The organism is Curtobacterium phyllosphaerae, assembly GCF_049341865.1.
Lineage (GTDB): Bacteria > Actinomycetota > Actinomycetes > Actinomycetales > Microbacteriaceae > Curtobacterium > Curtobacterium phyllosphaerae.
Window position 1 is genome coordinate 510,132 of the sequence record NZ_JBMPIU010000002.1, and the last position, 13,297, is coordinate 523,428.

13 protein-coding genes are annotated in these 13,297 nt (G+C 73.2%); 9 read left to right on the top strand and 4 right to left on the bottom strand.

Annotation, left to right across the window (positions count from 1 at the left end; genetic code table 11):
- Window positions 1-20: 20 nt before the first annotated feature.
- A complete protein-coding gene (gene rimK / locus ACO0E0_RS05625; RefSeq protein WP_422870408.1) occupies window positions 21-1,226 on the bottom strand; it encodes a 30S ribosomal protein S6--L-glutamate ligase in 1,206 nt (401 codons plus the stop codon).
- Window positions 1,227-1,326: 100 nt separating this feature from the next.
- Between rimK and ACO0E0_RS05630 the strand changes: the two genes are divergently transcribed.
- Window positions 1,327-1,803 carry an ATP-dependent zinc protease family protein gene (locus tag ACO0E0_RS05630; RefSeq protein WP_422870409.1) on the top strand — a complete coding sequence of 159 codons (477 nt, stop codon included), beginning with the start codon at window positions 1,327-1,329 and terminating at the stop codon, window positions 1,801-1,803.
- Between the two features lie 39 nt (window positions 1,804-1,842).
- Entirely contained in the window at window positions 1,843-2,655 is an 813-nt protein-coding gene (locus tag ACO0E0_RS05635; protein WP_422870410.1) for a GNAT family N-acetyltransferase, read from the top strand.
- A 30-nt stretch (window positions 2,656-2,685) separates the two neighbouring features.
- Here the strand turns inward: ACO0E0_RS05635 and ACO0E0_RS05640 are convergent, their stop codons facing one another.
- Together ACO0E0_RS05640 and ACO0E0_RS05645 are read right to left on the bottom strand one after the other, a co-directional pair.
- Window positions 2,686-2,955 (bottom strand): glutaredoxin family protein, encoded by a 270-nt coding sequence (locus tag ACO0E0_RS05640; protein WP_422870411.1) that lies wholly within the window; start codon window positions 2,953-2,955, stop codon window positions 2,686-2,688.
- 44 nt (window positions 2,956-2,999) lie between these two features.
- Window positions 3,000-3,848, bottom strand: a complete 849-nt coding sequence (locus tag ACO0E0_RS05645) for a glycoside hydrolase family 16 protein (protein ID WP_422870412.1) — start codon at window positions 3,846-3,848, stop codon at window positions 3,000-3,002.
- A 386-nt stretch (window positions 3,849-4,234) separates the two neighbouring features.
- On the opposite strand from ACO0E0_RS05645, the gene ACO0E0_RS05650 reads away from it, so the two are divergent.
- Window positions 4,235-5,794 (top strand): carboxylesterase/lipase family protein, encoded by a 1,560-nt coding sequence (locus tag ACO0E0_RS05650; RefSeq protein ID WP_422870413.1) that lies wholly within the window; start codon window positions 4,235-4,237, stop codon window positions 5,792-5,794.
- Between the two features lie 5 nt (window positions 5,795-5,799).
- Here the strand turns inward: ACO0E0_RS05650 and ACO0E0_RS05655 are convergent, their stop codons facing one another.
- Entirely contained in the window at window positions 5,800-5,982 is a 183-nt protein-coding gene (locus tag ACO0E0_RS05655) for a hypothetical protein (RefSeq protein ID WP_422870414.1), read from the bottom strand.
- 116 nt (window positions 5,983-6,098) lie between these two features.
- On the opposite strand from ACO0E0_RS05655, the gene ACO0E0_RS05660 reads away from it, so the two are divergent.
- The 6 genes from ACO0E0_RS05660 (at window position 6,099) to ACO0E0_RS05685 (ending at window position 13,264) form a co-directional block, all read left to right on the top strand.
- Entirely contained in the window at window positions 6,099-7,241 is a 1,143-nt protein-coding gene (locus tag ACO0E0_RS05660) for a PrsW family intramembrane metalloprotease (protein ID WP_422870415.1), read from the top strand.
- A gap of 63 nt (window positions 7,242-7,304) precedes the next feature.
- The gene (locus ACO0E0_RS05665; RefSeq protein WP_422870416.1) at window positions 7,305-9,029 is read left to right on the top strand and encodes an adenosylhomocysteinase; all 1,725 of its coding nucleotides are present in this window, start codon (window positions 7,305-7,307) and stop codon (window positions 9,027-9,029) included.
- Window positions 9,029-10,405, top strand: a complete 1,377-nt coding sequence (locus tag ACO0E0_RS05670) for an amidohydrolase family protein (RefSeq protein ID WP_422870417.1) — start codon at window positions 9,029-9,031, stop codon at window positions 10,403-10,405. The genes ACO0E0_RS05665 and ACO0E0_RS05670 overlap by 1 nt, the downstream gene beginning before the upstream one ends.
- On the top strand, window positions 10,402-10,902 hold the full coding sequence (locus tag ACO0E0_RS05675; protein WP_422870418.1) for a cupin domain-containing protein: 501 nt from the start codon (window positions 10,402-10,404) through the stop codon (window positions 10,900-10,902). The genes ACO0E0_RS05670 and ACO0E0_RS05675 overlap by 4 nt, the downstream gene beginning before the upstream one ends.
- Before the next feature lie 35 nt (window positions 10,903-10,937).
- Entirely contained in the window at window positions 10,938-11,711 is a 774-nt protein-coding gene (locus ACO0E0_RS05680; RefSeq protein ID WP_422870419.1) for an ABC transporter ATP-binding protein, read from the top strand.
- On the top strand, window positions 11,693-13,264 hold the full coding sequence (locus ACO0E0_RS05685) for a transporter (protein ID WP_422870420.1): 1,572 nt from the start codon (window positions 11,693-11,695) through the stop codon (window positions 13,262-13,264). The genes ACO0E0_RS05680 and ACO0E0_RS05685 overlap by 19 nt, the downstream gene beginning before the upstream one ends.
- Window positions 13,265-13,297: the final 33 nt, after the last annotated feature.

Genomic DNA, 13,297 nt, shown 5'->3' on the forward strand with positions numbered 1-13,297 from the left:
CCGAACCGGTCCGCGGGGACTCAGCGGTCCGACCCGTCGGACGGCGGCAGCGACTCCTTGGGCAGCTTCCGCAGCTTGGTCCGGCGCTTCCTGCGGTCCGGCAGCATCGAGCGCATCTCCTCGAGCTTGCCGAAGCAGAGCAGGCGGTCACCGGCCTCGAGCGCGACGCCGCTCCGGGGGTTCGGGACCACCGACGGACCGCGGTGCAGCGTCAGCACCGTGATGTCGCGGTCCCAGAGCCCGGACTCCTTGATGGTCTTGCCGACGAGGTCAGCGTTCGAGTGCACGAGCAGCTCGGCGACGCCGTACCCGGTCGAGACACTGAGTCGCTGGCGGACGTCGATCTCGGGGAAGTCGACCTGGTGGCCGATGAAGTCGATGATCGCGCCGGCGACGTCGAGTCCGGTCGCCCGCTCGATGCCCTCGAGCCCCGGCGAGGAGTTGACCTCCATCACCAGGGGGCCGTCGTTGCCCTCGAGCATGTCGACGCCCGCGACCCGGAGGCCCATGATCTGCGCGGAGCGGACCGCGGCGGTCTCGTACTCCGCGGACAGCTCGACCTGCTCCACGGTGCCACCGCGGTGCACGTTCGAGCGGAACTCGTCGCCGCTCGCCACCCGCCGCATCGCCGCGACGACACGGTCGCCGACGACGAGCGCACGGATGTCCCGTCCGCGGCTCTCCTGGACGAAGCTCTGGATGAGGACGTTCTGCTTCGTGGAGTGCAGCGTCTCGACGATCGACTCCGCGACCTTGGCCTCGGGCGCCAGGATGACACCGATGCCCTGCGTGCCCTCGAGGAGCTTGATGACCACCGGGGCGCCGCCGACCCGTTCGATCGCCATCCGGACGTCGGCCCGGCTGTTCACGAACGCGGTCGCCGGCATCCCGATGTCGTGCCGGGACAGGATCTGGTTCGCGCGGAGCTTGTCGCGGGAGTTGGTGATGCCGTTGGCGGTGTTCGGCGTGTAGACGTCCATCTGCTCGAACTGCCGGACGACGGCGGTGCCGTAGTACGTGATCGAGTTGCCGATGCGCGGCAGGATCGCGTCGTAGTCGGAGAGCAGCCGCCCTCGGTACTGCAGATCGGGCTCGGCCCCGGACAGGTCGATCGCGAAGCGCAGGGTGTTCAGCACCTTCACCTCGTGGCCGCGGTCGATCGCGGCGGCGCGGAGCCGCTTGGTCGAGTACGCCTGGGGGGCGCGCGACAGGATGGCGAGTTTCATCGGATGCTCCGGCGGATCGAGGAATCGGCGGCGGTCCCCATCCTGCCGTGTCCGGGGTGGTCACGGCGAACGGTCCGGCGCGCCTGCCAGGATGGGTCCCATGGCTCCCGACCGGCAGGACTCCCAGCGCATCGTCGCCGGGTGGCGCGAATGGGCGGGGCTGCCCGGGATCGGGGTGCCCTGGATCAAGGTCAAGCTCGACACCGGAGCGCGGAGCTCGGCGCTCCATGCGTTCGACGTCGAGGAGCTGCCGGGGGACCGCGTCCGGTTCTCCGTGCATCCCTGGCAGGAGTCCGACACCGACGCCACGACGATCGAGTGCGCCATCCACGACCGTCGGACGGTCCGGAGTTCGTCCGGGCACACCGAGGAGCGGATCATGGTCCTCACCGAGATCGAGCTCGCCGGCCGCACCGTCGTCAGTGAGGTCACGCTGAGCAACCGGGACCAGATGGGCTTCCGGATGCTCGTCGGCCGGGAAGCCCTCCGACAGGGCTTCCTCGTCGACCCGGCCGGGTCGTTCCTCGCCGGTCGTGCGCCGCGGGAGGTCCGGCGCCGGAACCGCGGGCGGGCGTGAGGCATCCGGGCAGTCCGTGAGTGCGTTATCGTCCGGTGTATGGGAGACCCGAGATCTCTGACCAGCCGAGCCCGCGACGTCGTCGGCCGGATCACCGCAGGCGCGCGTCCGGTCGTGGCCGGCATGCCTCGGACCGCAGCGCGGACCCTCGCCCGCGCCGCCCGGGGCAGCACCGCGCGCCGCATCCTCAACGAGGAACTGCTCAACGAGGGACCCTCCGGGCCTGCGGACATCCTCGGCAACTACCTGCGGGGCTACGTCCCGCTCGGTGACTCCGACCAGGGCGACGCGATCGCCTGGACGCTCGTGCAGCCGCGGTCCGTCATCGACGCCGGCAGCGTGCACATCCCGGACCGGGTCCGGCGGTACAGCCGGAACACCGACCTCACGATCGATCTCCGTGCCCCGCTCGACGACATCCTCGCGGCGTCGGCGGACCGGGGGTGGACGTGGATCACGCCGACGGTGGCCGATGCGTGGAAGGGTCTCGACCGTGCCGGTGCGGTCCGGTCGTGCGGCGCGTACCACGACGGCGAACTCGTCGCCGGGCTGTGGGGCCTCGAACTCGGCTCGACCTTCGCGATCATGAGCATCTTCCACCACGAGAACCGGGCGGGCACGGTGCTCCTCGCCCGGGTGATGGGGGAGCTCGGAGCCGGCGTCGAGATGATCGACTGCGGGTTCGTCACCGAGCACATGCCGCGGTTCGGCGCGTACGAGATCCCGCTCGACGAGTTCAAGCGCCGGTGCGTCGCTGGGCTGCACCCGGCGGTCGCGGATGCGGAGCCGGACGCCGCAGCAGGTGGCGGGACCGGCGAGCCCGTCGCGGACGCCTCCTCCGCTGCGGGCTGACCGAGCGCCGGTCAGTCCGCCAGGCGTCGGTCAGGCGGTGACGATGCCCGACGACACGAGTTCCGCCCGCAGCTCGGCGTCGGACGGCTCGACGAAGTGCTTGCCGTTCGGGAGCACCACGACCGGGATGGCCTGACGGCCGGAGATCGCCTGCGCGCGGGCGGCACCGTCCTCGACCGCCTCGACGTCGACGTAGTCGTACGCCACGCCGAGTCCGTCGAGGAGCGCCTTGGAGCGGCGGCAGTCGCGGCACCAGTCCGCGCCGAACATGGTCACCGTGTCGAACGTCTCGTCAGCCATGACCCAACGCTAACCCCGCACGGCCGGCCCCGCGCGCCGGTCGCTCAGGATGCCGGCGCGTACCGCACCCAGTCGACCAGCATCGTCGCACTCGTCGCGCTCGACGCGGTCGGTGCGGGCGTCGATCCGCCGATCGCCATGCTCAGCACGATGTCGAACGGGCCGTCGAAGACCCACTGCAGGTTCGACGGCGCGGACTCCGGGGTGAGGTCGGTCGCCACCCGGCCGTCGACCGAGATCACGACGTGCCCGGGGCTCCGCGTCACCGAGTAGACGTGGAACGCGCTGCTCATCGGCTGCTCGTGCATGACGACCTCGCCGGCCTGCACGTTGGCGGTCGGGGAACCGACCTCGGGCCCGTGGACGTAGTGGGTCGTGCGGTGCGTGTCGATCGGGGCCTCGACGACGTCGATCTCGCCGCACTGCGGCCAGCCGACCGTGTCGACGTCCGACCCGAGCATCCAGAACGACGGCAGCAGGGACCCGCCGTCCGGGAACTTGATCCGCGCCGACACCGTCCCGTAGCCGAAGGACGCCTTGCCGTGCGTCGTGACCCGGGCCGAGGTGTAGGGCGCGGTGCCGCCGGGGCCCATCGTCGCCGTGATCGCGAGGTGGCCCTTGCCGTCGAGGACGCCGTTCGTCGCCGCGTAGGTCTGGAGCTCGTGGTTCCCCCAGCCGCCGCCCCCGGTCTGCTGCACCCAGTGCGCCGGGTCCGGTTGCGATCCGGCCGGACCGGAGAACTCGTCGAAGGAGCCCGGAGCGGGGGTGTCCTCGGGGGCCGTGCTCGCGGAGGCGTGCGACGAGGGTGTCGGTGCGGCGTCGAACGCCGGGACCGAGTTGCCGGGGGAGTACCCGCTGCAACCGCCGAGGGCGAATGCCGCGGCGAGTGCCATGCCGAGCGCCGCCGTCCGGGTCCTGGCGCGGGTCGTCCGGGCGCGCCGGACGGACCACCGGGCGGGTACGGTTCCGCGCAGGGTGGGGCGCCGAGATGCGGGGACATCTCGGGCCCAGGGCGTTCGGGGCGCCCTGAACTTCGAGTCCACAGGAACTCCAGGGAGATGCGGCACGGCTCGGATTCGCGGGTACGACGAGAGCGGTGCTGCGTTCGGGTCCGATCATGGTATGACGAGATGTCGCGAGCGCGATGGGAGCGGCCCGATGATGCGGGTTCCCGCGAGCTTCTCGGTCCCGATCCCGCCGACGCGACGCGTCCGAACGGTCCGGGGGTCCCGAACTGGGGCGGGCGCACCGAGTGTGCCGCGCGTACCGTCGGACCACGATGACCTCCACCACGTCGACGGATGCCCTGACCGTTCGGACCCGCGGCGGTGACGTCCGTGGCGCGATGCACCGCGGTGTCCGCCGCTGGCAGGGCGTGCCCTACGCCGCAGCCCCCGTCGGAGCGCTGCGGTTCCGTGCACCGCAGCCGGTCGTCCCGTGGGAGGGGGTCCGGCCGGCAACCGAACCGGGTCCCGCCGCCCCGCAGCAGGCGCGTCCGTTCACCGGCGGCATCCCCGCGTCGTTCCCGCAGTCCGAGGACTGCCTGTACCTCACCGTGACCAGCCCGGCGTCCGCGGCCGGACCGCTGCCGGTGCTCGTGTTCATCCACGGCGGCGCCTACCGGTCCGGCACCGGCGGGTCCGCCGACTACGACGGCACCGCTCTCGTGGGGCAGGGCATCGTCGTCGTCACGATCTCCTACCGACTCGGCGCGTTCGGCGGCATGGACCTGCGCGTGCTCGACGACGAGGCCGACGGCGTCGCGTTCGACGCGAACTGCACCCTCCTTGACCAGGTCGCCGCGCTGGTGTGGGTGCGCGACAACGTGGCGGCGTTCGGGGGCGACCCGGACCGGGTGACCATCGCGGGGGAGTCATCCGGCGGCAACTCGGTCACGACGCTCATGGGCACCCCGCGCGCGCAGGGCCTGTTCGCCGGGGCGATCGCGCAGAGCCCGCACCCGATGACCGCGCACACCCCGGAGAAGAAGTCCGAGCACGCGCACATGCTCGTCGAGCGCCTCGGTCTCGACCCGGCCCATGCCGGGCGCGACCTGCTCCGGGTACCGGCCGCGCGCCTCCAGGCCGTCGGGGAGGAGCTCGACGACGACGTGACCCGCGCGACGCCGCTCGTGGCGGTGTTCTCGCCGACCATCGACGGTGACGTCCTCCCGGAGCACCCGCTCGAGGCGTTCCGCGACGGCCGCGCCGCCCCGGTCCCCCTCGTCATCGGGACGAACCACGACGAGTCGTCGCTCTTCAAGCGCTCGAAGACCGCGATCCTGCCGACCACGGAGGACCGCGCTCGACACCTCGTCGCCGGCACCGACCCCGCGGCGTGGGAGCGCATCCGTCGCCTCTACACGACCGACCCCGGTGCGGGGAAGGTCCGTCGCGACTGGGTGGCGGCCGGGGGCGACGGCGTGTTCCACGTGCCGTCCATCGACGTCGCCCAGGCGCATGCCGCGAACGGCCACCCGACGTGGATGTACCGGTTCGACCACGCGTCACCGCTGATGCGGCTCATCGGCCTCGGCGCCGCGCACGGCACCGAGCTGCCGTACCTGTTCGCCGCCTACGGCACCCCGCTCGGGAGGATCGTCACCGGGACCGACACCCCGCGCGTCCGCCGTCGGGTCCACTCGGTCCTGGCGGGCTCCTGGAGTGCGTTCGTCACGGACGGCGTCCCCTCGCACGAGGGCTGGACCTGGCCGCGGTACACCGTCGACGGCGACGAGTCCGACCGCGCGACGCTCTGCATCGACCGCGTGAGCCACGTCGAGCACGACCCGGACGCCGACGTCCGCCGGGCCTGGAGCGGCACGCACTACGAGTTCTGAGCGAGCTACGGGCGGTAGTCCTCGCGGCGATCGGCCTCGGGTGGCTGGAACGGCGGCGTTACCAGGGCGTTCAGCCGGTTCGGCGACCAGGCGTTCACGACTGCCCCGACGATCGCCACCAGCCGGACGGCACCGAGCCCGACCACACGGAGGACGCGGAACACCAGCGGGGCATCACGGTTCGACATGGTGGCTCCGATGGTCGACCGCGCGGGATCCGCAAGCTGAGCGGGTGGTCATCTGCGCCCAGTGACCGCGTGGTCGACTCCGAGCGGACTCATTGGTTCGGGAGGACGATGGGGCCATGGCCATCACGGACCCGGCGCGCGCAGCCTTCGACGCGCCGATCGACCCAGACTTCGACACCCCGCGCCCGCACGCGCACCACCGCCACGGCTGGTGGTGGAAGACGTTGCTGCTGGGCCTCGCCCTGTGGATCATCACGATCATCGTGACGCTCGTCACGCTCAACGTCAACCTCGTCCCCACGATCATCCTGATCGGCAGCTTCCTCGTGCCCTTCACCGTCGTGCTGTTCGTCATCGAGCGCGTCACGGGGACGGTGAGCACCCTGCAGCTCATCGTCGCGTTCTTCGTCGGCGGGATCCTCGGCGTGCTCGGCGCCTCGCTGCTCGAGGCGAACCTCAGCAACACGGTCTTCGTGTACCTCCTCGTCGGGTTCGTCGAGGAGTTCGTGAAGGGCGTCCTGTTGCTCGTCATCGGCTGGCGGGTCCGACCGAAGAACGCGCGGCAGGGAGCCCTGCTCGGCGCGACGGTCGGTGCCGGCTTCGCCGCGTTCGAGTCCGCGGGGTACGCGTTCAACGCCGCGATCACGACCCGCGGCATCGACCTGTACTCGCTGCTGCAGACCGAGGTCATCCGCGCCGTCCTGTCGCCGGTCGGCCACGTGCTCTGGACGGCGATCCTCGGCGCGGTGGTGTTCGGGCTCGCGCACGGCCGTGCCAAGTTCCGCTGGTCGTGGATGGCCCTCGTCGCCTACGTCGTCGTGTCCCTGCTGCACGGGATCTGGGACTCCACCGCCGGGGTCGCGCAGTTCCTGGCCCGCGCGTTCACCGGCACGCTGTCGGTCGACCTCCGCGCGCTGTCCCCGGCGGAGCTGACGACGGTGGGGTCGCTGACCACGGTGCTCTACGTCCTCGGGATCGCGATCGTGTCGATCATCGGGGTGGTCCTCCTCATCGCGGTCCTCGTCCACTACGCCCGGGCGGCGCGACGAGCGCAGCAGCGGCTCGGCACGCCGTCCGGGCAGCAGTCCGGCCCGCCCCTGCAGCACCAGCAGCAGCACTGGACGACGGACGGTCGGCCCGCGGTGCCGGGCGCGGGTCCCGCCGGGGGGATGCCGACCTGGCCGGCCGCCCCGCACCTCCAGTCCGACCCGACGAACGCCGGTTGGCACGGCACCCCGCCGCCCGCCGCACCGCGCTGAGTCGCCGCGGGCGGGCGTCCGGTGGCGGGCCCGCCCGGCGGAGGCCGCCCCTACACTGACGACATGGCCGCCCCGATCGCCTCCGACGCCGCGACGGCGTCCTGGGCGTCCGCCGCCGTCCGGCGGTTCGCGGCGGCGACGAACCTGCTCGTCGCCGGGCGGCGGTTCCAGATCGTCGGGGACGGCCCGGACGCCCGGGCGCTCGCCGCGGTCCTCACCGCGCTCGGCGCGCGTCCCGCGGCCGCCGGCGACACGGTCGACCAGCTCTGGTGCACCGGCGACGTCGCGGCGAGCACCGCGGCCGTCGAGACCCTGGCGGACCGCCCTCGCGGGTCCTCGCTCATCGTCGTCGACGCCGGGCGGCACCTGCCCGCGGTCGACGAGGACGCCTTCGGTCCCGCCCGCTTCGTGCGCCCCGGCGTGCTCGGGGTCCCGATGCTCTCCGACGACGTGTTCCTCGTCAGCACCGGTCGCGACCTCGAGGCGACCGCCGCCGCCGAGGAACGCATCCGGTGGGCCGGCCGGTTCATGCCCGTCTCGCGCGCGCTGGCCGCCGGGCTCCGTGAGAGCGGCCTGCTCCGTGGCATGCGGGTGGGCGTCAGCATGGTGCTCGAGCCGAAGACGGCGGTGCTGTCCCTGCTGCTCCTCGACGCCGGCGCCGACGTGGTCGTCTACGCCCACGCCGACGAGACCGACGACGCCGTCGCCGACGCGCTCCGGAACGCCGGCCTCGTCGTGTTCGCGTCGAGCCGGGCGAGCGTGGCCGAGCAGCGGGCCCTCGCGCTGGAGATGCTCGACCGGGAGCCGCACCTGCTCGTCGACGACGGCGCGCACGTGATCCGGCTCGCGCACGAGGCCCGGCCGGAGCTCCTACCGGAGATGATCGGTGCGGCGGAGGAGACCACGAGCGGACTCCGCCCGCTCCGCACGATGGCGGAGCGCGGCGAACTCGCTGTCCCCGTCATCGCCGTGAACGACGCCCGGGCGAAGACCCTGTTCGACAACCGGTACGGCACCGGGCAGTCCTGCGTGTTCGCGATCATGGACCTGCTCGACGGCCTGGACGGTGCTGCGCACCGCGTGCGGACGGGAGGCACGGCGGTCGTCGCGGGCTACGGTCACGTCGGCGAGGGGGTCGCCCTGGTGCTGTCCGCGCTCGGGATGCGCGTCGTGGTGGCGGAGACCGATCCGGTCCGGGCGCTGCAGGCCGTGTTCGCCGGGCACGCGGTCGCGCCGCTCGACATCGCGGTGCGCGCCGCGGACCTCGTCGTGTCGGCGACCGGGGTCCGCGACACGATCACGCTCGAGGCGCTCCGCGCGATGCCGGCCGGTGCGGTCGTCGCGGTGGCGGGCGGGGTGGAGCAGGAGATCGCGCTCGAGGAGGCGCTCGCCGCGGGGGCGTCGGCGGTCGCCGTCGCCCGGAAGGTCGCGCGGTGGACGATCCCGGAGGCGCGGTCCGCCGTGTCCGGTCCGGGGCCGGCCGCGGGGTCCGACGGTGTGCTCATGCTCGACGACGGCGGGTGCATCAACATCACCGCGGCCGAGGGCAACCCGGTCGAGATCATGGACATGTCGTTCGCGGTGCAGCTCGGCGCGGTCCGGACGCTGCTCGAACACGGCGCGGAGCTCGACGTCGGCGTGCACCCGATCGACCCGGCCGTGGACGACCGGATCGCCGCGGCCGCCCTCGCGCACCGCGGGCTCGTGATCGACCCGGCCGGTCGACCCGCCGACGCCGACCCGCACCCGGAGGACGACGTCCGCACGACCCGGTTCGGACCGACCTGATGGAGCACCGACAGGACCCGGTGACCCTGCACTCGGCGCGCATCGTGGTCCCGATGACCGCACCGCCGATCCTCGACGGCGCCGTCGCGGTGCGTGCCGGCCGGATCCTGCACGTCGGCGAGCGGAGCTGGGTGGTCGACCAGCTCGGCGACCGCCCGTTCACCGAGCGACGCTGGCGCGGTGCGATCCTGCCGGGGCTCGTGAACGCGCACTCGCACCTGCAGTACACCGGCATGGCGCGGGTGGGATCCGGGTCCTACGACGGGTTCGAGGACTGGGCGCGCGCCTTCAACCGTTCCTACGGCGACGGGCACGACTGGGCGCTCGACGCCGCCGAGGGCGCGTCCCGGTCGATCGTCGCGGGTGTGACGAGCATCGCCGACGTCATCACCGACATCGAGGCGGCGGAGGTCCTCGCGGACGCCGGGCTCGGCGGGATCGCCTACTGGGAGGTGATGGACTGGGAGAACGCGACCTGGCAGGACGGCGGGCGCGAGCACGTGCTCGAGGAACTCGCCCGGATCCCGACCACACCGGGCGCGGGACTGTCGCCGCACGCGCCGTACTCGCTCGACGTCGCACCGTTGCTCGAGCTGCCCGACCTCGTCCGGCAGCGGGGACTCCGCCTGCACCTGCACCTCGGCGAGGCCGCGTTCGAGGGCGAGCGCTCGGTGCTCGAACCCGTCCCGGGTCTGGACGGCGTCGTCGGCATCGGCCACGGCGCGGACTGGCACCTCGCGAACGTGCCGTCGTTCCGGGCGCTCCGTGCTCTCGGGTTCGGGGCGAGTGCCACTGCGTTCGTCGACCGGCTCGGCGTGCTCGGGCCGGACTGCCACATCGCGCACGGCGTGTACATGACCGCCGCGGACCGCGCACTCCTCCGGGCGCGGGGCACCGCCGTGGCGCTGTGTCCACGGTCCAACGCCGTCATCGGACTCGACCCGCCGCCGGTCGCCGACTACCTGCGGGAAGGCAGCCCGATCGCCGTCGGGACCGACTCCCTGTCGTCGTCGCCGTCCCTCGACCCGATGGCCGACGTCACCGCGCTGCACCGCATCGCGCGGGCGCAGGGGTACTCCGCCCACGACCTGCACGAGCGACTGCTCGCGGCCGTCACGCTCGGCGGCGCGAACGCGATGGGACTCGCCGTCGGACCGGACCGGACCGGGCACCTCGCCGTCGGGGCCCGCGCGGACCTGGCCGTGTTCGACGTCGACGCCAGGACCGTCCCCGACGCGTTCGCCGAGCTCGTCGAGGACGGTGCCGGTCGCGCGATCGCCACCGTGATCCGCGGGGTGCTCCGCGCGCAGGACCACGAGCTGACCGAGACCGTCCGCGTCACCGCGGCCTCGCCCGGAGAACAGGAGCCTGCATGACCGAGCCCGTCCAGCCCCACCCGACCACCGTCCCGCGGCGGTCCGTCGACGGCACCGTCGTCGAGTGGCTCGACGTCCCGCGCCGGGCGGCCGCGCTCGGCATGGAGCCGCATCCGGAGGGCGGATGGTACGTCCGCACGTGGACCTCGCCCGCGACCGTGCAGACCCCGGCGGGGGAACGTCCAGCGGCGACGCTGATCCACTTCCTGCTGCCGCCGGGCGAGGCGTCAGCGTGGCACCGGGTCGTCAGCGACGAGATCTGGATGTGGCACGGCCCGGACAGCGTCGTGCTCGAACTCGGCGGGTCGGGTGCCGTTCCGGTGCCCGGCGAGCAGATCACCCTCGGTCCGGACGCCGGCCGGCACCGGGTCCACGACGCCCAGGGGTTCGTCCGGGGCGGGGTCTGGCAGCGGACCCTCCCGGGCGACGGCGAGGTGCTCCTGAGCTGCCTCGTGTCCCCGGGGTTCTCGTTCGAGGACTTCGCCCTCGCCGAGTGAGCGCGGCTCGGGCGGCCCCGCGCTAGCCTTCGCTCATGAGCACGCAACCGCCGGGGGGACCGGCGCTCTCCGTCCGAGGTCTCGTCAAGCGGTTCGGTGACAAGGAGGCCGTGGCGGGGATCGACCTCGACGTCCCGGCCGGGTCGTTCTTCGGCCTCGTCGGACCGAACGGCGCCGGCAAGACGACCACGCTCTCGATGGCGACCGGGCTGCTCCGCCCCGACGCCGGTGCCGTGTCCGTGCACGGCGTCGACGTCTGGTCGCGGCCGCTCGAGGCGAAGCGGCTCATCGGGGTCCTCGCCGACGGAGCACGGTTGTTCGACCGGCTCACCGGCGAGCAGCTCGTGCTGTACGCGGCGCTCCTCGGCGGGATGGACCGCCCGACCGCGACGTCCCGCACGGCCGACCTCCTCCGGATGCTCGACCTGCAGGACTCCGGGGGGACGCTCGTCGTCGACTACTCGGCGGGCATGACGAAGAAGATCGGGCTCGCGTGCGCCCTCGTGCACGCGCCGTCGCTCCTCGTGCTCGACGAGCCGTTCGAGTCGGTCGACCCCGTCTCGGCCGCGAACATCCGGGACATGCTGCAGAGCTTCGTGACCTCCGGCGGCACGGTCATCGTGTCGAGCCACGTCATGGACCTCGTCCAGCGGATGTGCGACCACGTCGCGGTCATCGCCGACGGGCGGGTGCTCGCGACCGGCACCGTCGACGAGGTCCGCGGGGACGTCTCGCTCGAGGAACGGTTCGTCGAGCTCGTCGGCGGGCGTCGTCACGAGGAAGGGCCGTCGTGGTTGCGACACTCGTGAGGCTCCGCCTGCTGCTGCTCCGGAACACGCTGCGGCGGCAGACGGCGCAGCTCGTGGCGGTCGTCATCGGTGCGGTGTACGGCGCGGGCATCCTCATCGCGGTCGTGGTCGGGCTGTTCGTGCTGAGCGTGGCGCCGACGTCGGTGATCCGGACGGTCGTCGTCCTGGTCGGCGCCGTGGTGGTCCTCGGCTGGACGCTGCTGCCGCTCGTCGCGACCGGGATCGACGAGACCCTCGAACCCGCCCGGCTCGCCGTCTACCCGATCCCGCTCGGACAGCTCATGACCGGGCTCTTCCTCGGCGGCGTGCTCGGCGTGCCCGGGGCCGTGACGACCGTGGCCGCGCTCGCCACCGCCGGCTCGTGGCTGCACCTGCCCGGCGTCGCCGTGGTCGCCCTCGGATGCGGCGTGCTCGCGACGGCCACGTGCGTCGTCGCGTCCCGTGCCGCGGCCACCGCGCTGACGAGCCTGTCGAGCGGACGACGGTTCCGCGAGGCGCGGGGCCTCCTGGTCCTCGTGCCGCTGATCCTGGCCGGTCCGATCATCCTCGGCGTGACGGACCTCGTCGCGCGCGTGCACTCGTCGATCGCCGGAGCGGTCGAGATCGTCTCCTGGACGCCGATCGGTGCGGTCTGGGCGATCCCGTCGTCGGTCGCGCTCGGCGACCCGGTCGGGGCCGTCCTGCGCCTGTTGATCGCCCTCGCGACACTCGCCGCCCTCGTCCTGCTCTGGCGGTGGGGACTCGCGCGGGTGCTCGTCACGCAGGCGACGTCGTCGAGCGACCGGCCCCGCTCGCGCGCCCGCGTCGGGGTGTTCGGCCGCGTCCCCGCGACCCCGGCCGGTGCGGTCGCGGCGCGGTCCCTGACGTACTGGCGGCGGGACCCCCGCTACCAGCGTCAGCTCCTGCTCGTCCCGATCCTGCCGGTGCTCCTCGGGTTCTACGCGTCGATCGACCACGCTCCGCTCCTGCTCGCCCTCGGTCCGGCCGCGGCGTTCTTCCTGTCGGTGGCCATCGTGTCCGACCTGTCGTACGACGGCAGCGCGTTCACCCTCCACCTCGCCGAGGGCATCCGCGGGCGCGACGACCGTGCCGGGCGGGCGGCGGCGCTCCTCGTGTTCGCCCTGCCGGTCGTCGTGCTGTTCACCCTCGGGTCGACGGCGTTCGGTCGGGCGTTCGAGGACGCGCCGCAGGTCCTCGGTCTGGCGCTCGGGGTGCTCGGCACCGGCGTCGGGGTGGCCAGCGTCGCGTCGGCCGTCATCATCCTGCCGGTGCCCGCCCCGGGCGACAACCCGTTCCGAGCGCGTGCCGGGGCGAACCTCACGGGCACGCTCCAGATGTTCGTGGTGTGGCTCGTCCTCGCCGTGCTGTGCCTGCCGGAGATCGCGCTGCTCGTCGCCGCGGACCTGATCGGCGGCGCGGTGCTCGGGTGGATCGCGCTCGTCGTCGGGATCCTCCTCGGAGCGGTGGCGCTCGTCGTCGGCGTCCGGGTCGGTGGCGCGCTGCTCGACCGCCGCGCGCCCGAGCTCCTCGTGGCGCTGAACCGCGCGCGGTAGCCACCGGCCGCCCGGCCGACGGAACCGGGCGTC

What these genes read in the sequence shown, in the direction of transcription:
- ACO0E0_RS05665 (WP_422870416.1), top strand. Translation starts at nt 7,305, where the DNA reads ATGGCCGCCCCGATCGCCTCCGACGCCGCGACGGCGTCCTGGGCGTCC.
- ACO0E0_RS05650 (WP_422870413.1), top strand. Translation starts at nt 4,235, where the DNA reads ATGACCTCCACCACGTCGACGGATGCCCTGACCGTTCGGACCCGCGGC.
- ACO0E0_RS05645 (WP_422870412.1), bottom strand. Translation starts at nt 3,848, where the DNA reads ATGGCACTCGCCGCGGCATTCGCCCTCGGCGGTTGCAGCGGGTACTCC.
- ACO0E0_RS05655 (WP_422870414.1), bottom strand. Translation starts at nt 5,982, where the DNA reads ATGTCGAACCGTGATGCCCCGCTGGTGTTCCGCGTCCTCCGTGTGGTC.
- ACO0E0_RS05660 (WP_422870415.1), top strand. Translation starts at nt 6,099, where the DNA reads ATGGCCATCACGGACCCGGCGCGCGCAGCCTTCGACGCGCCGATCGAC.
- ACO0E0_RS05675 (WP_422870418.1), top strand. Translation starts at nt 10,402, where the DNA reads ATGACCGAGCCCGTCCAGCCCCACCCGACCACCGTCCCGCGGCGGTCC.
- ACO0E0_RS05680 (WP_422870419.1), top strand. Translation starts at nt 10,938, where the DNA reads ATGAGCACGCAACCGCCGGGGGGACCGGCGCTCTCCGTCCGAGGTCTC.
- ACO0E0_RS05630 (WP_422870409.1), top strand. Translation starts at nt 1,327, where the DNA reads ATGGCTCCCGACCGGCAGGACTCCCAGCGCATCGTCGCCGGGTGGCGC.
- ACO0E0_RS05635 (WP_422870410.1), top strand. Translation starts at nt 1,843, where the DNA reads ATGGGAGACCCGAGATCTCTGACCAGCCGAGCCCGCGACGTCGTCGGC.
- ACO0E0_RS05670 (WP_422870417.1), top strand. Translation starts at nt 9,029, where the DNA reads ATGGAGCACCGACAGGACCCGGTGACCCTGCACTCGGCGCGCATCGTG.
- ACO0E0_RS05640 (WP_422870411.1), bottom strand. Translation starts at nt 2,955, where the DNA reads ATGGCTGACGAGACGTTCGACACGGTGACCATGTTCGGCGCGGACTGG.
- rimK (WP_422870408.1), bottom strand. Translation starts at nt 1,226, where the DNA reads ATGAAACTCGCCATCCTGTCGCGCGCCCCCCAGGCGTACTCGACCAAG.